Below are 19,604 nucleotides of genomic sequence, written 5' to 3'. Positions count from 1 at the left end.
ATCTTCGCTCTCAATCCATAACTCCGGGGTAATATGAACGTCATTTGGATCGAACTAGCTTATGAACTCCTGTACAGCATCAATAGTGTAAGGGATGATCCACACTTTCAGTTGGGGCTCCCAACGTCTGGCCGTAATCTGGCGAATGCACTGAATATATGCGAGGTTGTATGGGATGCGAATGTGCAGTGAATCAGTGGAACCTACTGTTATAGTTATCGTTTCCTTGGTTGTAGCCTTATTAGTCATCTGAAGCTCTCCTTTGCTTGAAGTTGTTATACCTGAAAAACAAAAAGGAAGGCCCTTCTTCATCCACTAGGGAATCAGACGACCTTCCGATGCTTTCGGAACATATATGTTTAGATAAAAGGTGAAGCGGAGCGCGGCTTGTGCAGTGGCAAGCCGCGTAAGGGTGAGGTGCTGCTCCCAATGGGGCAGCACCTCACGGGATTGGACCGCATCCATAACCGCGGTGCTCACTGTTGTTGCACCAGAACGGCAAAGCCATGGTGCTTCCCCCACTGCATGCAGCCATCGGCCATGCAGCTCCCCAATGCCGCTGCAACCTACATGGCAGCGGCTTCTTCTCCCAGCGGCAGCGTGTAATACTGCGCCTGCTGCCCTTCATGCTGCTGGTATACAACGACCAGCAGCGTCCGGCCTTTCGCGGCAAGCGGGCTGGCGCCAGCTAGCACACGCTCAAGCCGGAACGGAAGCACATCCAGTACGGTGTGCTTCTGCAGTTCCTTTTCGCCGAGACCGAGGTCGGCGAAAGCACGGGCACCCATGACCGTCTGTGCGGTCATGGCTGAGGTCATCGGCAACGCACGCGAAGCGTTGCCGTCCACCCCGTCCGCCGCTCCATCCGCGGCGGACCCTGTTGCGTCGCCTGCAGAGAGCGACGCCGCACCATCGCTGCCGGTCACACCCGCCGCATCTACGGCAGAGTCTTCCCCGGCAGCAGCCGCATTTCCCACAGCGGCAATCGCACTCGTGCCGCTGCTTTCCAGCCATGCCGAGCCAGCGGCACCGGCAACACGCGGCAGGCGAACGTCTTCCGGACGTTCAGCCAGCGTTTTCATATAACCCGCCCACTGGTCCTTCTGGAGCGGATCTTCCCACCAGATTTTGCGTGGTTTGTACTTGTGGCCGAGGAAATAGTCCAGCTTCATCAGGCCAAGCACAACATCCATATGCGGCGTATTCCGCGACTCCAGGAAGCTGTGCAAACGAGTAAACAGATCCTCCAGCTGATGACCAATCTTCTGCCAACCCTGACCCTCCCAATAATCCCCGAATGCCTGGAAGAAGTCAAATGGCGAATCGAACTCCTGCTCCATCAGATACTTCAGCGTATGGTCCATTCGGTGTGCGTTCCAGTATTTCTCAAGTACATCTTCCAGCCGCTTCAAGCGCACGATGTCGCTGAACGGCAGCACGTCACTGCCCAGAATCTCATACGGCGCGTGATCCATATACGTGTAGTTATACTTCTCCGCATCCAGACGAAGCCCCGTACCACGCAGCATTTTGAGAAATCCGAGCTGAAGCTCTTCAGGCCCCAGGGCAAATACATCGTTAAACGTTTTGCGGAACGTATTGTAATCTTCCTCCGGCAGTCCGGCGATGAGATCCAAATGCTGGTCGATTTTGCCGCTGGCTTTGACCTTGTTCACCGTACGACTCAGCTTCGTAAAGTTCTGGCGGCGTTTCACCAGTTCATTCGTCGGATCATTCGTGGACTGTACCCCAATTTCGAAGCGGAATGTACCCGGCGGCGCATTCTCTGCCAGATAGTCGAGTACCTCGGGACGCATGATATCCGCCGTAATTTCAAACTGGAACACCGTCCCCTGATGATTCTCGATCAGGAATTTGAACATTTCGAGCGCATAATCCCGCTTGATGTTAAACGTCCGGTCCACAAACTTGATCAGCTTCGCACCCTTCTCAATCAGGTACAGAATGTCCGACTTCGTCCGCTCAATATCGTAATACCGCACGCCGACCTCAATACTGGACAGACAGAACTGACAACTGAACGGACATCCACGGCTGGTCTCAAAATAAACAACCCGTTTCCCAAGCTCCGGGATATCCTCTTCAAATCGATGCGGTGACGGCAGATCGTTCAGATCTGCCTTTGGCCGTCCTGGCATGAGAATGACTTCTTCCCCCTTGCGATACGCCAGTCCATAGACAAAGTGGAACTTCTTGCTTCCTTCCAGCTCCGTCAAAAGCTGATGCAGCGTCTCTTCCCCTTCACCCATTACGATGAAATCAACATTGGGAATCCGGTTCATCCAATATTCCGTGTCGTAGGACACTTCCGGCCCGCCCAGCAAAATTTTCACGTCAGGCATAACCTTCTTCAGATTATCAATGACCTTGATCGTCTCTTCAATGTTCCAAATGTAACACGAGAAACCAATCACGTCCGCGCCGCGCTGGTACAGATCAGACACAATATTCATCACCGGGTCCTTGATCGTATACTCCGCCAGGTCAATATCAAAATCCTTCTCACTGTACGCCTTCAGACAACGCAAGGCCAAAGAGGTATGGATGTACTTTGCATTTAATGTAGAAAGAATAACCTTCATGGTTCACAACCTTTGCCTGGACACCCAGACCATATTTTTTTGGTAAAAGTAAAGCTCTACAGCCATCCTGACCCGGATGCTGTTCATGCAAACCTCTATGGATTGCCATTCCACGTCTCATGGACATATCTAACTTTTGTCTTTCAAAGAGTGGACACTCTTTTCAAAAAGACATATACACCCCGCCAAACCCAAAGCACAACATACAGTATAAAAATCCATTTAATCAAACTACATGCTGTATACGATGCTGTCGGCCATTTCTAACGCACTGTCCATCCTTTGAAAGACAATCCGCCGTTTTTTGTCCACAATGCAGAGACACCATAATCAACTTCAAACTCAACTTCAACCTGTAAAAGACCTCATTCGCATTCCATCCACAATTCGTTATCCCATATTACTGCCTTGAGACTTAAGGCTTTAGCCTCGAACCTGTGCCAGACACTCCCCCGTATCATGGACGAACCTTCGAGCTCTTACTAGGGTGTGTTTTCAAACTCAGCCAAGAGATACGTTAAAAGAATACCAGGGTCCAAGCCACCTTGAAGTCCAGTCTGGATAATCTGGAGAATTGTCCAGACCATTTTCTAAGGAACCGTGGACGACTTATTTGGCCGTTCGGGTCCTCCTTTTATTTTGTAAGGAATATCAGACACGTTATTGACCAAAATCACCTGACAAATACGCTGTAAAGGGCTGTTTATACCAATATAGCGTGTGTCAGATTCCTTAGATTACTGTGGGTACTTCAAATCCCTTAATAAGACGTCACAGATTCGTTAGCTTTTCCGCTCCATGTTCCGCTCCTGACACTCAATTGTACTCCGGCTTTCGGCAGGTACTAAGATCCCCTCTAAATACATATCTATCATCTTTTCGAACATTTAGCTTTGCGCACATGAACTTCAAATATTGGAAAGCGCGAATTCATCAATTCACAATGCAAAATCCACACTCAATCATACTCGTAAAACGCATCGTCATCCGTATCCACGTCTTCGCCCGTTTGCTTCTGGAAAAACTCGAGGAAAGGCAATCCATACTTGCGGTACTTAACCTCACCGACCCCTTTAATATCCAGCATGTCACGTTCTGTCTGTGGACATACCACACTCATCTCGCGCAAGGTCGCGTCATTGAAAATAATGTACGACGGCACATGTTCTTTCGCCGCCAGATCACGACGGATCAGACGAAGCTGCTCAAATACCGTCTCGTTAACCGCAGATGGCATTGCATCGCGTCCACGACGTCCGCCATAGTTCGTACCCGAAGCCGTCGCCGCCGTCTTGCGGACCACCCGCTGCATCACTTCACGCTGACCTTTGAGCACTTCCACCGCCAGTGGCTGCAAACGAACAACTGGATACTGCCCCTCGGACAGCATCAGATACCCTTCCGATACCATGACGTTGATGATCTCCGCGATCTCACGTTCCGTACGATTACCCATCACGCCATAGGTTGGCAGGGAGTTGAAGCCGTAATCGAGCACTTTTTTGGCACGGGAGCCTTTGAGCACCGAAGCGACCAGCGATACCCCATACCGTTCACGCATCCGGTGAATGCAGCTGAATATTTTCTGCGCATCAATCGTCATATCCACCAGCTCGCGATCGTCCGTACATGAACTGCATATACCGCACGGCTTATCCTCATGCACCTCACCGAAATAATCCAGCTGTGCACTGCGCAGACAACGCGTCGTATAACAATAATCCACCATCTGTTGCAGCTTCCTGTAGTCGTTCTGCTTGCGGTCGCCCTCCATCGGGTTCTGCTCGATCAGGAACTTCTGGGTGATAATGTCCTGTGCCCCGAATAACAAAATGCACTGGCTCGGCTCTCCGTCCCGTCCCGCACGACCGGCTTCCTGCACATACGCTTCCATGTTCTTCGGCATGCTGTAATGCAAGACATAACGCACGTTGGATTTATCAATCCCCATCCCGAACGCATTGGTCGCCACCATTACCCGGATATCATCGTACAAAAAAGCTTCCTGGCTCTGGGCTCGTTCATCGTCCGTCATCCCGGCATGGTAGCGTCCTGCTGGCAAGCCTGCCTGCAATAAACGCTGATGCAGATCGTCCACGTCCTTACGGGTCGCGGCGTATACAATACCCGGCTCGCTGGCATGCTCGCGCGCGTAATTCAGGACAAAGTCCTTCTTGCTCTCGCCGCGCAGCACGCTAAAAGCCAGATTATCCCGCCCAAGTCCGGTCACATACGTCTGCGGGTCCTGCAAACGCAGTAGCCGCAGAATATCGCCCATGACCTCGGGCGTCGCTGTCGCCGTGAAGGCCGCAACCACCGGCCGCTCCGGCAAACTGTCCACAAACGGCGCTACCGCCAGGTAGCTCGTCCGAAAATCATGCCCCCACTGTGACACACAGTGGGCCTCATCCACAGCAACGCACGAGATAGGCAAGTAGCCCATCTCCTCGCGGAACCAGTCCAGCTCCAGTCGCTCAGGCGCGACATAGAGCAGCTTCAGCTCACCGCGCTGCGCCGCGCGGATGCGATCATTCACTTCTTTGCCGCTAAGTGTACTATTAATATACGCGGCAGCAATTCCGGCGGTCGTCAACGCATCGACCTGGTCCTTCATTAATGAGATCAGCGGGGAGACGACAAGCGTCAGACCCGAATATAACAAAGCGGGGATCTGATAACAGATCGATTTCCCGCCTCCGGTTGGCATAATGCCCAGTGTATCTTCGCGTTCGAGCAGGCTGGCTACGATTTTTTTCTGTCCCTCACGAAAGTCGGGGTAGCCATAATATTTTTGCAGGAGACCCTGCGCTTCTTCTAATGTAGGTGTTTGCACACTCATGTAAAGACTCCTTACTTATCACCGGTGTTCTTCCACCAGCTTGGTCCGATCCGATTCAGACATCCGAAAGCGGCTTATACCGCATCCTTGACAACAAAATGGCGTTCTCATGACTTGTCCGTCAAGCAAACGCCGCTCCCTTTAGTTTAACGGCCCAGACCCGAATGAGCAACCGCGTTTTCATGTAAAACGATCTTCGGCAACTGTGTAACAGCGGTATAACCTAAGTGATCAGAAAGATTACAAATAGAATCTGGTGTGATTGAACATTCTAGGTCAAATAAAAAAACAACCGCCTGCCCTTTTGGGAACAAGACGATTGTTTGGATTTAAAGTGCATTTGCTAATCTTTTAGCGCCTCAACTTCAGACTCGGTTAGACCACTTGTTTTGGCGATGACAGATACTTCGATGCCGAATGAAAGCATATTTTTAGCTATTTCAATCGCCTTTCTTTTTTCACCTTCCGCTAATCCCTTTTCCGTAGCCCACTCAATCATCGAGGCTTCATCATGCAAATACTTTTGCCGCTCTTCATCCAAGCGACGTGCTTCACGATCCTGACTCAGAAACTCAAGCGTATCCATCGCTTTCTTCAATGTAGGTTCATTCATTTGCAGCACCTCTCATTGTTTGTGGGAGCGAGTTTTTTTCTGTGGGTTGCGTTGCTAATCTTTCAATGCCTCAACCTCAGACTCGGTTAGACCACTTGTTTTGGCAATGACCGAAACTTCGATGCCGAATGAAAGCATATTTTTTGCAATTTCGATCGCCTTCTTTTGTTCGCCTTCCACTATACCTTTAGCAATGCCCTTCTCCGTAGCCCACTCAATCATCGAGGCTTCATCGTGCAAATACTTCTGCCGCTCTTCATACAAACGACGTGCTTCACGATCCTGACTCAGAAACTCAAGCGTATCCATCGCTTTCTTCAATGTAGGTTCATTCATTTGCAACACCTCCCAATTGGATTTGTCAGCACCTTTCAGGAACAAAAGCCAGTTAATCAGACCACCTTCCATCGGAACGGATTGATCATCCAGCTTGGACAGCTCCATAAAATGAACTTCGAGATCATCACTCAATTCAAGTCCAGTATGGTCTTCCCTCAGATGAAATACATTATGATAACGCTCATTTTCGATAAACGAGTAATTTAAAATATTAATTGTCACACACTTTTTCAGTTCCTTGTACGTTTGGCCTTCCTGCAACTGACTGGAATAACGCTTGCTCCAATAGTATAGGGTCCGTTTTTCAATATCGTATTTATTAAATAACTGCATCTCAATGTTGATCAATTTACCTTCAGCTGTTTTCGCCCAAATATCAAATATGGACTGTTTATCCAGCGGAGCATCTTTATCGGTATACGGATTAAGGAGTACAATCTCCGTCAGCGGCTGTTCCCCCGATTCTGCAAACGTTCGGTTCAAGAAAACCAGCAGTACATCTTTATTTTCTTCACTGCCAAAAATACGCTTGAAAACAAAATCGTTTCGAGGATCGAGCAAATCAGACATCTGACCATCAACTCCGTTTCTTTCTATTATACCATGCTTGGCATACTTAATTGCAGCATCAACCACCATTATCCAAGTTAAACATTCCTCATCAAACTACTACCTCCAACTGCTTCTTCAAGTCCTGAATTTGCTAACAAGACACTCTTTCTCCAATTAATTAAGCTCTTGCTTGGTTAAGGATTATTTTAACTTATTTGTTATTAATTATATCTACAATATGTTACCATCAATTAATGATTAGCTTACAGAAAAGACATTTGTATACCTACATATCCATTACCGTATATCGTTTGATCCCACTGCCATTAAAGGAGGGCCGTTTTATTGATGTCGAAACAACATGCACATGCTAGTGACTCTTCAAACATCTCATCACCAAAATCGTGGATACACCGACATCCGATATTCACCGCATTTTCGATACTGATTCTGGCTCTGTTCGCCGCCGTATTGCTGTATTTCTGGCTTCGCCCGTACTTCTCCACGTTTGATCGTTCCCAACAAGGAGATCTGAGCTACTCCATGCCTTCACGGAACGTAGAATATACCGCCGAGATTTACGGCGTGCCTTATGGTGGTGCGGCAGGTGGAGTCACCATCTGGGTGGATGTGAAGAAAACAAATGATCCGAATGAATCCACCGTAAAAACCATTTATCGCGCCGAGTATCATGGACATAACCATCTGGAATGGGAAGATGAACACACGCTCCGGATCGAAAACGGGAATGAATATGTAGATGAAACCATTACGCTAAACATCGATGAAGAAATCTATGACGGTTGGGGCTGGGCATGCCAAAGCCTGCGTATGAAGGACCAGTACGTTCGCTGCCTGGCACCCGAAAAATAAAAACACAAATAAGCAGCCCCGCTCGCCGAATCTCAAGGCAAGCGGGGCTGCTCTTATTCCACCTCTAGAGCGGAGCAACACCACCCTTACTCTTACTCTTACTATGATTCTTATAATTACTCTTACCCTTTCTCTCTTTCTTCCGGCTCACTGTTCCCCTTACTCATCACCGCTTCAAGCTTCTGTCGATTGGCAAGCAGACCGGGATCATTGGGCAGATACTCTCTTGCTTTGCTGTTATGCAGAAGCGCGTGCTCCCAGTTCCCCATGTGAGCGTAACAAAGGGAGAGTCGGGCGTGGGGCAGCCAAGTGCGGCATGCCGCTGGCACCGGACGCAGACCCGGATCGCGGCTGCTGACATCGAGCGCCTGCATATACCAGTAGATGGCGGACACAATCTCCTGCCGCTCCTGGAAGCAGGCAGCGATAGCGCAGCAGAAGTCGGCATGCGGCAGGTCGAATTGAAATGACTGTAACAATGCCCCCAGCTTCCGGCCCGGATCGCCAAGCCGTTCGTAACATTCCGCCAGCCGCGCGCAGGCGATGAGCCGATCCTCGCGATAACCGCTCGGCTCCAGCAGCAGCTTCGCGTACGCCCGAACCGCCGCCGCATAACGCTGGCGGTCGTAACATTCGCCTGCATAATAGAACAGCAGGCGTCCCTGGGCTGCGCCCTCTTCGGCGATCCATTTGCGCAGTATGCGCACGTTTCGCGCCGAATGATGGCCCGCTTCGCGGCGGTGCGTGACGGCAATGTCTGCCGTAATGACACCGCTCTGCGGGAAGCCTAACTGCTCGTGCAGCCGGCCATGCCAGCGGCAGCCCGCTTCCCGCTTGACGAGGCGCAACCGTCGGTCCGTCACGAGCGGACTTCCCTCCGGCCCCTCGGCCAGCGTATAGCTCAAGATCACAGCCGCCGTCTCTCCCCCGGACGGCAGCTGCTGCTTCAACCTTTCCAGCTTCGCCCGTTCCGCAGGCAGCAGCACATCATCCGCATCCAGCCACAGGATATATTCCTGTGTGGCCCGATCGAATGAATAATTCCGCGCTGCGGCGAAATCATCTTTCCACGCATACGTATAGACCCGGTCGGTATATTGCGCAGCGATCTCCATCGTACGATCGGATGAACCGGTATCTACAATAATGATCTCGTCCGCGATGCCGGCGACCGAGTCGAGACAGCGCGCAAGTGTGCGTTGTTCGTTCTTCACAATCATACACAGACTGATAGTGATCACGGTTTAAGCCCCTTCCTGTCTTACGCGTATTGCGTTTTTTTCTTCTCAGCCTCATCTGCTACACTTCCCCAGTCTCCTGACGGCGCAGACGTTTAACCTGCTCCACCGCATTGTCCAACGCTTTCTTGCGCTGATTCATCAGGCGAAGGTGATTCTTCTCCACAGCGGCAAACTGTACGTGATCCAGCTCCATCCATTCCGTCAGTTGGTTCAGGGTTGGTGACATATACAGCTGCGTTTTCCGTCTTTTGCGTGCCACACAACATAGATATTTATGATGAACTTCCAGCTTCAATACTTCAAAATACGGCAGCAAGCACATCGCCAGATTCCCGGCATAGAACGTCTGCTTGTGATCGTAAAAGGGATGATAACCATACGGCACGGTCACAACAAGAGTTCCCTCCTCCTGCAGCAGTCGGTGAATTTGCAGCAATAACGTCTCCGGATGGGCAAAATGCTCCAGCACTTCACCAAGCAATACGGTATCAAAGGTGGTTCTTGTTTTCCATTGCGTAATGTCCAGCAGGCGAAAATCCACATTGTTCCGCACGGGTCTGGATTCCTTCGCCAGTTCCTCGCGGGCGTACTGTATACTCTCTTCTTCCAGATCAATTCCGGTCACCCGAAAGCCTTCCCGCCCCAGCAAAATGGAGGTAACTCCCTGGCTGCATCCAATATCCAGAATTCGTTTGCCTGTCGCTTCCCGGCACATCCAGTGAATGCGGGTACGTGTGGCTTCATGTGATTCCTCCGAATTGATCTCGCCATAATAACGCTCGTTGACCCGGTCATGATTCGCCATGGCTGCCTCCGCAATTTTCGTGCGAGTGTTTGAGGTGTGGTTCACTGTGTGCTTGTCGGTCTGCACCGATAGGATTGGTATGTCCCTGCCTATCCCCATCCACCTTCTGAGACACTCGCATGTTTTCGTGAATTTGCAACTCATGTATTCCCTTCATACCCTGCAGCACGTTCACTTCCGGTCGAATCGGCTGTCCAAGCACCACGATATTTCCACCGACACATCCGGCTGTAGCATTACGTGTGTCGAAGATGAGCTTGGCATGATCCGCCATCTCCTGATAATCGAAGCCCGTATGATCCGTCGTAATCATGACCAGATCAGCCCCTGCCCACAATGCTGGTGATGCTGGTTGAGCATGAGCAACCGTGCCATCATCCCTGCGGAATACAGGCACCATCGGATCGGTAAAAACCACATCTGCCCCCGCTTCACAAAGCAGTCTATAGACATCCAGCGCTGGCGATTCACGCAGATCGTCGATATCTTTTTTGTACGCCATACCCGCCAGCACAATTCGGGCTCGCTGCAACGATGAACCGTTCTGTTCGAGCAGCTCGGCGGCACGCTTGACCACTCTTTCCGGCATTTCCCGATTGGTTGCATCCGCAAGCGAAATGAATTTCAGTTCCGACCCCTGACGGCCTGCGGCCCAGGACAGATAGATCGGGTCAATTGGAATGCAGTGTCCACCAATGCCCGGACCTGGATAGAACGGCATATAACCGAACGGCTTGGTTGCCGCAGCGTCCAGCACCTCCCAGATGTTTACGCCCATTTGCTCACAAGCGGGTGTCAGTTCGTTCACAAGCGCGATGTTCACGCTGCGAAACGTATTTTCGAACAATTTTGCCGTCTCTGCCACTGTCGTTGAACTAACGGGAACGATTTCGTTCAGGAACGAACCATAGAATGCTTTTCCATAAGATAGACAGGACGGGGTGGAGCCGCCAATGATCTTGGGTGTATTTTTCACCCCATAATGCACACTTCCGGGATCTACCCGCTCTGGAGAATAACAGACATGAAACTGCTGCCCTACTTTCCACCCTTTCGCGGCTTCGATCGGCTGCTTTACACGCTCCTCGGTGGTGCCGGGATACGTGGTACTCTCCAATATGACCAGGCAGCCCTCCTGAAGATAAGGCGTTATGCCATCCACCACTGCAGCGATAAATGAAATGTCCGGCTGGTGCTCCGCAGTTAAAGGCGTAGGCACACAGATAACAATGACATCGGCCTGCGCCACTGCTGCGAAATCCGTGCCTGCGATGAACAACCCGGCCTGAGCAAGGGATTGCACCACCTTATCTTCAATGCCGATCACATACGATTTCCCGGCACGCAGCTTAGCCACCTTCGCTCCATCGATGTCAATTCCTTGCACCTGATACCCAGCCTGCGCCATCTCCACCGCCATAGGTAAACCGACATAACCGAGACCAATGACGGCGCCTTTCAGGGAGCGGTTGTTTATGTTTTGAAGCGTGGTACGTTCCTGTGTTTTGTTATTTCCTTCGTACTTGCTGCCCTCTACCATTCCTTCCACCTCCAAACGGTCCGCCTCCCTTCTATTAATCGATAAAGCCACCTGCACGCAAAAATTGGGCAATCGCTGACCGGTTCATCATCGCGCTGTCCGAACGATACTCGGAAAAGGTCACACCAGGCAGACCACTATACCGATCTGTCAGGCTTTTCTCCGGTTCTTGTGGCAAAATCACATAATATTGCTCGTCATATTTGTAGGTACGTGGTGCCTCGAATGGAGAAATGAGTACTTCATGCAATTTTTCGCCCGGTCGAATCCCGGTTACTGTATAGTCGTGAGCAGGACGACCTGCCTGTTCCAGCATGACCGAAGCCAGATCTGTCATCTTGCAGGCCTTCATTTTCATTACAAAAGTCTCACCGCCCACCGCTGCCTCAGCTGCCTTCAGCAACAAATGAATGGCCTCCGTCCGCGTCAGGAAAAAGCGGGTCATTCCTTTGTCCGTAATGGTCAGGCTCTTGCCTTCATCAATCTGACGACGGAACAATGGAACAACACTGCCGCTGGTCCCGAGCACATTGCCCCCGCGAATACATACAAAACGGGTGGACTCGCTCAGCCCATTAGCACGAATCATCATCTTTTCACCCAAAGCCTTGGTCATGCCGTAAACGTTAATCGGATCTACCGCCTTGTCGGTGGAGACGTCAATGACTTTGGCAACCTGCATGTGAATCGCAGCGCGAATAATGTTCTGCGTGCCGATGACGTTGGTCTTGAACGCTTCATCCGGCTGATCCTCGCATACCGGAACATGCTTCAGTGCTGCCAGATGAAAAAGAACATCCACCCCGCGACAGGCTTCCTCCACTGCCCGATAGTCGCGAATATCCCCGATGACAAAACGCAAACGTGCATCATGAGCGAAATCCCGCTGCATCGTTATCTGGGCGTACTCATTACGCGAGAGAATCCGAATTTCGGCTGGATTCTGCTCCAGCAGTACCTCGGTCAGCTTTTGCCCCCAGGAGCCCGTGCCTCCGGTGATCAGAATCGTTCGTCCTTTAATCATGGTGAATCCCTCCTTGTTCAAATCATGAATTCGCGTAATACCGCAGCCATCTCTTCCCGGCTCAACCGATCTTTGGGCGGTACTTTTTTGATGGATGTATTGCTGGAATGCACGATATTCACGTAATTGCGCGGAGCCAGCAGTTCATGCGGTAGCTCAATGACATTGCCATGTGTTCCCCGGCCCGGCAGCTTCACCCGATATCCCGCAGCATACTCTGCCGTTTTATATAGGTAGACATAGAACTGCGGGGAACGATGAAAAGCTGGCGCCATCTCATGATTCACGCTGTCCCACAGATATCCATTCTGGTTGATGAGTGCCATCGTTCCTGGCTGTGGCTGCACATCATAGAGCTGTTGAACAAACGTCTTGTGATACAGATCATCTGAATCCAGGCGGGCTATATAGATATCCTCTGCTTCCTCGGCAAAAGCCAGAATGGCCCGCACACTCTCGATATGCGTCCCAAACCGGATGTTGGCAGGTAGCGGCTCCTGTTCCGAGAGAATCTCCTTTATGAGTTCCCCCGATTCCTTGGACAACTTCAATACAGCCAGGAAATCCTGATTCGTCTGGGCTTTAAGGCAATTCAGGGTGAATCTACGAAAAATGTCCATCCGCCGCTCCAACCATTCTCTCGTCAAGCGCTGCGGGTCCATTCCATAATTGTTGAAGTTAATCTCAATAACCACTCTTCTGGACATACCCTTCCTCCTCATCAAGTCTGTGATTTTCTTTCACTTAATTCAGAATGTTTTCATAGCGTTTACAGTCATTCCCACACAAAAAAATCCCTGTCTGCCTGAAGCTCTATACAGAAGCTCTCGCCAATCCAGCCGACTCTATACCGTATGAAAAAATACTAGAATCGGTCCGGACACCTGCACGGGTTCTCCTATAAATGAGCATTTTACATAAGCCCATTAAGCCCCTCACATGCTTCAAGAAGTAGTTTGATATGCACCAGAAGGGCGCCCTGCGGGTCGAACACACAAAACGTTGCCGAAGCCGCAACATAGAATAGAGCAATTGAATTTCAAAGGAGGCTTTATACCAGAATGAATGCAATCTATCTTGAAATGGATGGTGTGTTGGATCAACTTGAAGCCGCCGTGAGAGAGCAACGTCCTTTCTCTCTGGTCCGTGTAGGCGATGGGGAGAATATCGTCATGTCCCAGGAAACGGTCTGGAGCACGGAACAGGTTTTGCAGGAGCGATGGGCCATCAAGGCTAATCTGGGGCAAAAAGGACTGCGTCTGCCCAACCTGCAGCTCCGGGATGAGGTTGCGTCTTCCTTACAGCGGGCGAATATCGTAGGTGTTCTTCCTCACGGGGACAGTACCATCAAAGCCCCGGAGCATCTCAAAAGACAGCTGACCGATACGGTGTTCGCACATTTCGGTATCTCTCCGGCGCTGACTTGCCATGCCTGTGTCAATCGGGAACTCGCGCAGGTGCCCCGCTTCTGGAATATGCTTGCCGGCAAGCGGATACTGCTCGTTACCCGTGAGATTGAACAGCTGCGAGCCACACTCGTTCAGGAGCCGTATCACCTGAATATTACAGCTGCGCTGCCCTTCGACAGCTGGGATCAGATGCAGGAAACACTGGAGTGGATTCAAACGAATCAGGATACCTTCGATGTAGCTCTCTTCTCCTGTGGCGTGAACGCGGTTGTCCTTGCGGAGCGTACAGCGGCACTTGCAGGCAAAGTCGCCATCGACTTCGGCAAAGCCAACAACATTATTTTGAAAGGCCGCGCCAACTAGCCTTTAAAAGTAGATACTACAACCAAAATCCCGGACTCCTTGGAGCCGGGATTTTGTTCTGCTAATCATAAGATGCCGTAACGTAAACACTCTTTCTGTTGAACCTTTTGTTCATAGGAACCAATTGGTGGCTGCAATACCATAGAACACCTCAGGTCCGGTCCGTACAGATGTGGACACCCCGGAAATGAACGAGGTATACACACTTTCCAGTGCAGGCGGTGCGGACAAATCCTGTGCAGTGAACGAATGAAATTCAGCGCCACCGTTCTGACCTATGGTACCTTCGGCGCGATAGATTACAAAGAACGGATCGTAAACACTGCCCCGTACAAGCTCAACAACGAACGTATCTCCCACTTCTCCGGTAACGCCAACCGTGCCATTCAAGGTGATTATGGGGTTTGGGACACCAAGGGTCTGCAGACCAATGGAGCCGAACGCTTCTGGTGATGGGCCCAGAGACAAACCGGGCTGTCCTACAGTTCCCGAGTTCATCGAAGTTCTCATATCGAGAAACACACCCATGAGTAACACCTCCAATGCTATGGGATACGTTATTCTATGAATCTCGACTCTCTTTGGATTGGATGGGTAACAGTTTCAGTCCACCTATTTTTATTTGCCCCCGGTTAATGGTATATTGAACTGCATAACGAAATGAACGGATCGTATGCACACAAGCGGTACAGGCTGTTCAGAAGGAGATTACTATTTATGAATAAACGTAAACGCCCAACAGGCAATACATCTGCCAAAGGGAAAACATCCGCAGGTTCGTCCACAGCGCGGTCGGGTCGGTCCACTTTTACTTCCGCCAAATCATCAGGACCATCCGCATCACGCAATACAGGAGCGGCGAAAAAGCCAGCAGCTGCCAAAACCTCGGCGGCTCCCAAGAAAGCCGGAGCACCCAAACCCAAAGCAGCCAAACGCTCGGGCAATTCCTATTATCGCAAGCAAGAACCACCACGTCCGTACAAGGTTACTGAACCTGATGAGCTGCTCAGCTTCCTGCTGAAACATTTGAAGTCCGGCCGTAATGCGGTCAAATCCATTCTGGGTCGCGGACAGGTATCCGTTGATCAGAAAGTGGTGACCAAGTTTAATCTGGAGCTTACGCCGGGGCAGATCGTAACGATTAGCAAAGAAGGTGCTGTTGCCGCTCCTTCGCTGACGGGCATTAACATTCTGCATGAAGACGATGATATCATTGTCATTCGCAAGGAAGCCGGACTGTTGTCCATTGCCGCTGACAAAAGTGATGATCTTACAGCTTATCGCCAGTTGACCGAGCATGTTCGCCGTACCAACGCGCTGAACCGGATATTTATTGTCCATCGTCTGGACCGCGACACGTCAGGTGTCATGATGTTCGCCAAGAGCGAAGAAGTGCAGCAGAAGCTGCAGGACAACTGGAAAGAAAATGTACAGGAACGTGTGTATGTTGCCCTTGTGGAAGGCGCCGTTGCAAAAGAAGAGGGCACCATTTCCTCATGGTTGAAAGAAACCAAGACGCTCAAAATGTATTCCAGTTCTCGCCCGAATGATGGACAACATGCCATTACTCACTACAAACGTCTACAATCGAACCGTGAATTCTCCCTGCTGGAAGTCCGTCTGGAAACGGGACGCAAAAACCAGATTCGTGTGCATATGGAAGATCTGGGCCATCCCATCGCAGGCGACAAAAAATACGGTGCTCACACCAAAACACTGGGTCGTCTGGGGCTGCATGCACGGGTACTCTCGTTCATCCACCCAACGTCGGGTGAGCTGATGAGATTTGAGACCGATATTCCAAAACAGTTCCTCTATCCATTCCGCACGGATGCTCCATCAGCGAACTAACGGGATGATTCAAAGAACAGGCATCGCTGACTCAACGATTTCAGCCGATACTGGACAAGCCGCGGTGCCGGAACTGGCCGATGGCCTGACCACGTCTGAAAGGAGGAAGCGATGTTGAAAAACTTGCTTATTACCGGTTATCGTGCACATGAACTACAGATTTTTGGACAGAAGCATGAGGGAATTCCTTTCATCAAAAAGGCGATCGCCTCCCGTCTTACACCACTGGTCGAAGACGGGCTGGAATGGGTGCTGACACCAGGCCAATACGGTGTAGACCTGTGGGCCTGTGAAGTGGTGCTTGAGCTGAAGAAGACGTTCCCGGATCTGAAGCTGTCGATCATTACCGCTTTTCAGAATCCTGAGGAACAATGGAAGGAAGACAAACAGGAGTATTATCGCTCCATTCTGCAAGGTGTGGACTATTATGGTGCGATTAGTCATCAGCCGTATATCGGGCCGTGGCAGTTCACTGCGCGGGATGATTTGCTGCTGCGTAAAAGCGACGGTCTTCTGCTCGTGTATGATGAAGATGCCGGGGATGGCAGTCCCCGTTTTATAAAGGAAAAAGCGGTCAAAAAACAGCAGAATGAAGATTACACCATCATCAGCATTACCTCGGAGGATATTCAATCGGTCGCCGAAGATGAACGGATGAACGATGTCGGGGATTACGAAGATCCTTCATTCTGATCTGTACACGACTGGAGCAGCAAAGAATGACGTACATATGTTTTTTTTGGCGGCAGGTTGGGTATAAGTAGTAGTAAAACTGCGATTACCATGTCGTATGGGACAAAGGGGAACTGCAACCATGACATTAACGCCAGAGCAGCGCATTCAACTGCATGGATTCAACAACCTGACCAAGTCGCTGAGTTTCAATATGTACGATATCTGTTATACGAAAACCAAAGATGAACGCGAAGCTTACATTGAATATATTGATGAACAATATAATGCTGCCCGGCTGAGCAAAATCCTGAACAACGTGTCTGACATTATCGGTGCCCATGTGCTGAATGTCGCCCAACAGGACTATGTCCCCCAGGGTGCAAGTGTGACGATGCTTGTGTCGGAAGGCCCCATTGTGGAGATCCCTGAGGAATCCTTCGATGAATCTCCCGGCCCCCTGCCCGATAATGTCGTCATGCAGCTCGACAAAAGCCATATTACCGTTCATACGTACCCCGAATTCCACCCGAGCGAAGGCATCAGTACGTTCCGGGCAGATATTGACGTCTCTACCTGTGGTGAAATCTCGCCGCTAAAGGCACTGAACTATCTGATCCACTCGTTCGATACGGATATCATGACGATGGACTACCGGGTACGTGGTTTTACACGGGATACGAGTGGACGCAAGCTGTTCATTGATCATGAGATCGGTTCGATCCAGAATTACATTCCGGATGAGATCAAGAGCAGCTTCGACATGATTGACGTGAACGTCTATCAGGAGAACATTTTCCACACCAAGTGCAAACTGAAAGAATTCGATCTCGATAACTATCTGTTTGGTTATACCAAAGATAAACTGAGCAAGGTCGAGCAACAGGAAATTACGGAGTGGTTGAAGCTGGAGATGGATGAGATTTATTATGGCAAAAACATCAATCGTCCTTCTTAATAGCTGATTCGTGAGGACTGATTCATACGGGCTGGGACAAGGATAAGATGTCATGAAGCAGGATTTCCTAATGGAAACCTCCGGCATGCGCTTATCCTTTTCTTTTGCCTGACTTGACAGGCAGCAGCTCATTTTTTTATGATGAAAGCAATTGCATTTCCATTGAAGGAGACTGAGCCGTTGATTGAAACGAACACTTCCAGACGCAATGAATCCCTGTTACAAGCGCTGAACGCGCAGCACAAGGTCACCACTGAAAATATTGCCAATGCAGACACACCCAATTACAAAAAGAAATCGGTGGAGTTTGAGGAAGAGCTCAGACGTATCATTGAGAATGGCAAAACAGATCAGCTCGCCATGAAGCGGACGCATGAGAAACACTTTCCGGTCAGTAATCCCAATGACTCCATCGTAAACTACCGGATTGTCGAGAACAACGAAACTTCCATGAATAATAACAACAATAACGTTGATATTGACAAGGAAATGGCGAACCTTTCGGAGAATCAGCTTATGTATAACTACATGGTTGATCGGGTCAGTGGGCACTACAAGAAAATGAAAAACCTGTTGCAGAATATGAAATAATGAATGGTAGAGCAGCCCTTTGGCTGCTTTTTGTTTTGGCTACATTCGGAAATATCCAGATGATCTATATTGAATTATATGGATCTATATTAACCGCATTTAGCGTCGCTTTTCTTTTCCTAATCAGGAGGGTATGCTCCCCTGCTTCTGCCCTTTTTCGGTATCCTCTCTGTTTCGTAGTATAATGAGATAAAATGTATGATTTCATATCCAATAAAAGAGGTGCAACATGGCTCCACGTCATTTAAATGCTTTTCAAGGCTCCAAAATCCGGCTAGCCGCTCCTTGCCCAGAAGACTGCATGCGGCTCTCCCGCTTCACTGACAGTTATGATTACTTGCGTAATCTGGATACCGATATTGCTGTCCCGCTAACGCCGGATGAGACGGGGTCATCCGCAGTTCGCAGAGACAACGGTTTTGAATTTGCGCTGCGTACTCTCGAGGATAATCGGTTCATCGGATTCACGGCTCTCTACCGAATTGAATGGAATAACCGCTCTGCACGCCTGGCCATTGGTATTGGTGATGATAAAGATCGGGGTAAAGGATACGGCAGTGATGCTCTCGCCCTGATTATTCGTTATGGATTCCATGAATTGAATCTGAATCGGATTGCGCTGGAAGTAATTGAATACAATGAGACTGCCCGACGCGCCTATCTGAAAGCCGGATTTCGGGAGGAAGGCCGCCAGCGTTCTGCCGTTCTACGGGATGGCACGCATTATGATCTGATCTCGATGAGTATTCTTGCAGAAGAATGGTCAACGCAGACCAAACTTCCGCTCGCGTTTCAGTCCACTCATGCCCAAGGAGCTAAACAGAACGAAGATCACTCAGACTCACGATTGGTCGCTGCCGAAGGATCTGCGTTGTCCTTACTTAACACCAAAGGTACAGAGAACTCTCCTGTCCAACCTCGGATTGGTGTGGGAGCAGTCATCCTCAACGAACGTAATGAAGTCCTTTTGGTTTGGCGGAATCGTCAGCCTGAACAGTACACCTGGAGTATCCCTGGGGGCAAAGTTGACCCGTACGAATCCGTTGAAACGACGGTCATTCGAGAGATCAAGGAAGAAGTCGATCTGGATATTGCCATCGACAAGCTGCTCTGCACCGCAGAGACGATCCGACCTGAACAACAGGAGCATTGGATTTCCGTCCTCTACTCAACTCGAGTTATTGGCGGTATTGCTCGTAACCTCGAAGAAGGCGGAGCGATTGGTGAGATCGGTTGGTTCCCGTTGGATGATCTGCCATCGCCGCTCGCTAGTTTCGCGGTGCCTGGTCTGGAAGCTGCGAAGAAACTCCATCTTTATTCTGAAGATTGAA

19 protein-coding genes and 1 pseudogene are annotated in these 19,604 nt (G+C 50.0%); 8 read left to right on the top strand and 12 right to left on the bottom strand.

The window, feature by feature from the left end; translation table 11 throughout:
- Positions 1 to 54 precede the first annotated feature (54 nt).
- The 6 genes from MKY42_RS07915 to MKY42_RS07890 all read right to left on the bottom strand — a co-directional run bounded on the left by MKY42_RS07915 (position 55) and on the right by MKY42_RS07890 (position 6,964).
- Positions 55 to 249: a hypothetical protein gene (locus tag MKY42_RS07915; protein WP_090894611.1), complete on the bottom strand. Its 195-nt coding sequence runs from the start codon at positions 247 to 249 to the stop codon at positions 55 to 57.
- Between the two features lie 66 nt (positions 250 to 315).
- Entirely contained in the window at positions 316 to 522 is a 207-nt protein-coding gene (locus MKY42_RS07910) for a hypothetical protein (protein WP_339850233.1), read from the bottom strand.
- Positions 523 to 566: 44 nt separating this feature from the next.
- A complete protein-coding gene (locus MKY42_RS07905; RefSeq protein WP_339850231.1) occupies positions 567 to 2,603 on the bottom strand; it encodes a B12-binding domain-containing radical SAM protein in 2,037 nt (678 codons plus the stop codon).
- 958 nt (positions 2,604 to 3,561) lie between these two features.
- Positions 3,562 to 5,442 (bottom strand): DNA helicase RecQ, encoded by a 1,881-nt coding sequence (recQ, locus tag MKY42_RS07900; RefSeq protein ID WP_090894607.1) that lies wholly within the window; start codon positions 5,440 to 5,442, stop codon positions 3,562 to 3,564.
- Between the two features lie 343 nt (positions 5,443 to 5,785).
- Complete coding sequence (locus MKY42_RS07895) at positions 5,786 to 6,055, bottom strand: Rpn family recombination-promoting nuclease/putative transposase (protein WP_090894605.1); 270 nt, start codon at positions 6,053 to 6,055, stop codon at positions 5,786 to 5,788.
- 54 nt (positions 6,056 to 6,109) lie between these two features.
- Positions 6,110 to 6,964: an Rpn family recombination-promoting nuclease/putative transposase gene (locus MKY42_RS07890; protein ID WP_090901965.1), complete on the bottom strand. Its 855-nt coding sequence runs from the start codon at positions 6,962 to 6,964 to the stop codon at positions 6,110 to 6,112.
- Between the two features lie 330 nt (positions 6,965 to 7,294).
- Between MKY42_RS07890 and MKY42_RS07885 the strand changes: the two genes are divergently transcribed.
- Positions 7,295 to 7,819 carry a DUF5412 family protein gene (locus MKY42_RS07885; protein ID WP_090894603.1) on the top strand — a complete coding sequence of 175 codons (525 nt, stop codon included), beginning with the start codon at positions 7,295 to 7,297 and terminating at the stop codon, positions 7,817 to 7,819.
- 122 nt (positions 7,820 to 7,941) lie between these two features.
- Here MKY42_RS07885 and MKY42_RS07880 read toward each other — a convergent pair whose 3' ends face one another.
- From MKY42_RS07880 to MKY42_RS07860, 5 genes are all read right to left on the bottom strand, one after another.
- Positions 7,942 to 9,039, bottom strand: a complete 1,098-nt coding sequence (locus tag MKY42_RS07880) for a glycosyltransferase family 2 protein (protein ID WP_339850225.1) — start codon at positions 9,037 to 9,039, stop codon at positions 7,942 to 7,944.
- Between the two features lie 79 nt (positions 9,040 to 9,118).
- Positions 9,119 to 9,865 carry a methyltransferase domain-containing protein gene (locus MKY42_RS07875; protein WP_090894598.1) on the bottom strand — a complete coding sequence of 249 codons (747 nt, stop codon included), beginning with the start codon at positions 9,863 to 9,865 and terminating at the stop codon, positions 9,119 to 9,121.
- The gene (locus MKY42_RS07870) at positions 9,852 to 11,414 is read right to left on the bottom strand and encodes a nucleotide sugar dehydrogenase (RefSeq protein ID WP_256222193.1); all 1,563 of its coding nucleotides are present in this window, start codon (positions 11,412 to 11,414) and stop codon (positions 9,852 to 9,854) included. Before MKY42_RS07870 ends, MKY42_RS07875 begins: the two co-directional genes overlap by 14 nt.
- A gap of 25 nt (positions 11,415 to 11,439) precedes the next feature.
- A complete protein-coding gene (locus MKY42_RS07865; protein WP_339850216.1) occupies positions 11,440 to 12,429 on the bottom strand; it encodes a polysaccharide biosynthesis protein in 990 nt (329 codons plus the stop codon).
- Positions 12,430 to 12,446: 17 nt separating this feature from the next.
- Entirely contained in the window at positions 12,447 to 13,136 is a 690-nt protein-coding gene (locus tag MKY42_RS07860) for a glycosyltransferase (RefSeq protein ID WP_339850213.1), read from the bottom strand.
- A gap of 354 nt (positions 13,137 to 13,490) precedes the next feature.
- On the opposite strand from MKY42_RS07860, the gene MKY42_RS07855 reads away from it, so the two are divergent.
- Positions 13,491 to 14,201, top strand: coding sequence for a GT-D fold domain-containing glycosyltransferase (locus MKY42_RS07855; protein ID WP_339850210.1), 711 nt, complete (start codon positions 13,491 to 13,493; stop codon positions 14,199 to 14,201).
- A 111-nt stretch (positions 14,202 to 14,312) separates the two neighbouring features.
- On the opposite strand, the gene MKY42_RS07850 is transcribed toward MKY42_RS07855, so the two are convergent.
- Positions 14,313 to 14,729 carry a hypothetical protein gene (locus tag MKY42_RS07850; protein ID WP_090894590.1) on the bottom strand — a complete coding sequence of 139 codons (417 nt, stop codon included), beginning with the start codon at positions 14,727 to 14,729 and terminating at the stop codon, positions 14,313 to 14,315.
- A 189-nt stretch (positions 14,730 to 14,918) separates the two neighbouring features.
- Here MKY42_RS07850 and MKY42_RS07845 point away from each other — a divergent pair, with 189 nt between their 5' ends.
- The 6 genes and pseudogenes from MKY42_RS07845 (at position 14,919) to MKY42_RS07820 (ending at position 19,603) form a co-directional block, all read left to right on the top strand.
- On the top strand, positions 14,919 to 16,052 hold the full coding sequence (locus tag MKY42_RS07845; protein ID WP_179265461.1) for an RluA family pseudouridine synthase: 1,134 nt from the start codon (positions 14,919 to 14,921) through the stop codon (positions 16,050 to 16,052).
- A 111-nt stretch (positions 16,053 to 16,163) separates the two neighbouring features.
- The gene (locus tag MKY42_RS07840) at positions 16,164 to 16,745 is read left to right on the top strand and encodes a DUF1273 domain-containing protein (RefSeq protein ID WP_339850207.1); all 582 of its coding nucleotides are present in this window, start codon (positions 16,164 to 16,166) and stop codon (positions 16,743 to 16,745) included.
- A gap of 121 nt (positions 16,746 to 16,866) precedes the next feature.
- Complete coding sequence (gene speD, locus MKY42_RS07835) at positions 16,867 to 17,682, top strand: adenosylmethionine decarboxylase (protein ID WP_090894585.1); 816 nt, start codon at positions 16,867 to 16,869, stop codon at positions 17,680 to 17,682.
- A gap of 180 nt (positions 17,683 to 17,862) precedes the next feature.
- Positions 17,863 to 18,273 (top strand): flagellar basal body rod protein FlgB, encoded by a 411-nt coding sequence (gene flgB, locus MKY42_RS07830; protein ID WP_090901961.1) that lies wholly within the window; start codon positions 17,863 to 17,865, stop codon positions 18,271 to 18,273.
- Positions 18,274 to 18,502: 229 nt separating this feature from the next.
- Positions 18,503 to 18,994: pseudogene (locus tag MKY42_RS07825) on the top strand (GNAT family protein); the annotation flags it as partial.
- Positions 18,995 to 19,195: 201 nt separating this feature from the next.
- Positions 19,196 to 19,603, top strand: a complete 408-nt coding sequence (locus MKY42_RS07820; RefSeq protein ID WP_256222192.1) for an NUDIX domain-containing protein — start codon at positions 19,196 to 19,198, stop codon at positions 19,601 to 19,603.
- The last annotated feature ends 1 nt before the right edge of the window (position 19,604 follow it).

Origin of the sequence: Paenibacillus sp. FSL W7-1088 (genome assembly GCF_037969855.1) — a bacterium.
Taxonomy (GTDB): Bacteria; Bacillota; Bacilli; order Paenibacillales; family Paenibacillaceae; genus Paenibacillus.
The sequence above is the reverse complement of the archived record's forward strand: the minus strand, read 5'-3'. Positions and strand labels throughout refer to the sequence as shown.

Coding starts and splice junctions, on each gene's coding strand:
- MKY42_RS07915 (WP_090894611.1), bottom strand. CDS start 249: ATGACTAATAAGGCTACAACCAAGGAAACGATAACTATAACAGTAGGT.
- MKY42_RS07905 (WP_339850231.1), bottom strand. CDS start 2,603: ATGAAGGTTATTCTTTCTACATTAAATGCAAAGTACATCCATACCTCT.
- recQ (WP_090894607.1), bottom strand. CDS start 5,442: ATGAGTGTGCAAACACCTACATTAGAAGAAGCGCAGGGTCTCCTGCAA.
- MKY42_RS07895 (WP_090894605.1), bottom strand. CDS start 6,055: ATGAATGAACCTACATTGAAGAAAGCGATGGATACGCTTGAGTTTCTG.
- MKY42_RS07890 (WP_090901965.1), bottom strand. CDS start 6,964: ATGTCTGATTTGCTCGATCCTCGAAACGATTTTGTTTTCAAGCGTATT.
- MKY42_RS07885 (WP_090894603.1), top strand. CDS start 7,295: ATGTCGAAACAACATGCACATGCTAGTGACTCTTCAAACATCTCATCA.
- MKY42_RS07880 (WP_339850225.1), bottom strand. CDS start 9,039: ATGATTGTGAAGAACGAACAACGCACACTTGCGCGCTGTCTCGACTCG.
- MKY42_RS07875 (WP_090894598.1), bottom strand. CDS start 9,865: ATGGCGAATCATGACCGGGTCAACGAGCGTTATTATGGCGAGATCAAT.
- MKY42_RS07865 (WP_339850216.1), bottom strand. CDS start 12,429: ATGATTAAAGGACGAACGATTCTGATCACCGGAGGCACGGGCTCCTGG.
- MKY42_RS07860 (WP_339850213.1), bottom strand. CDS start 13,136: ATGTCCAGAAGAGTGGTTATTGAGATTAACTTCAACAATTATGGAATG.
- MKY42_RS07855 (WP_339850210.1), top strand. CDS start 13,491: ATGAATGCAATCTATCTTGAAATGGATGGTGTGTTGGATCAACTTGAA.
- MKY42_RS07850 (WP_090894590.1), bottom strand. CDS start 14,729: ATGGGTGTGTTTCTCGATATGAGAACTTCGATGAACTCGGGAACTGTA.
- MKY42_RS07845 (WP_179265461.1), top strand. CDS start 14,919: ATGAATAAACGTAAACGCCCAACAGGCAATACATCTGCCAAAGGGAAA.
- MKY42_RS07840 (WP_339850207.1), top strand. CDS start 16,164: ATGTTGAAAAACTTGCTTATTACCGGTTATCGTGCACATGAACTACAG.
- speD (WP_090894585.1), top strand. CDS start 16,867: ATGACATTAACGCCAGAGCAGCGCATTCAACTGCATGGATTCAACAAC.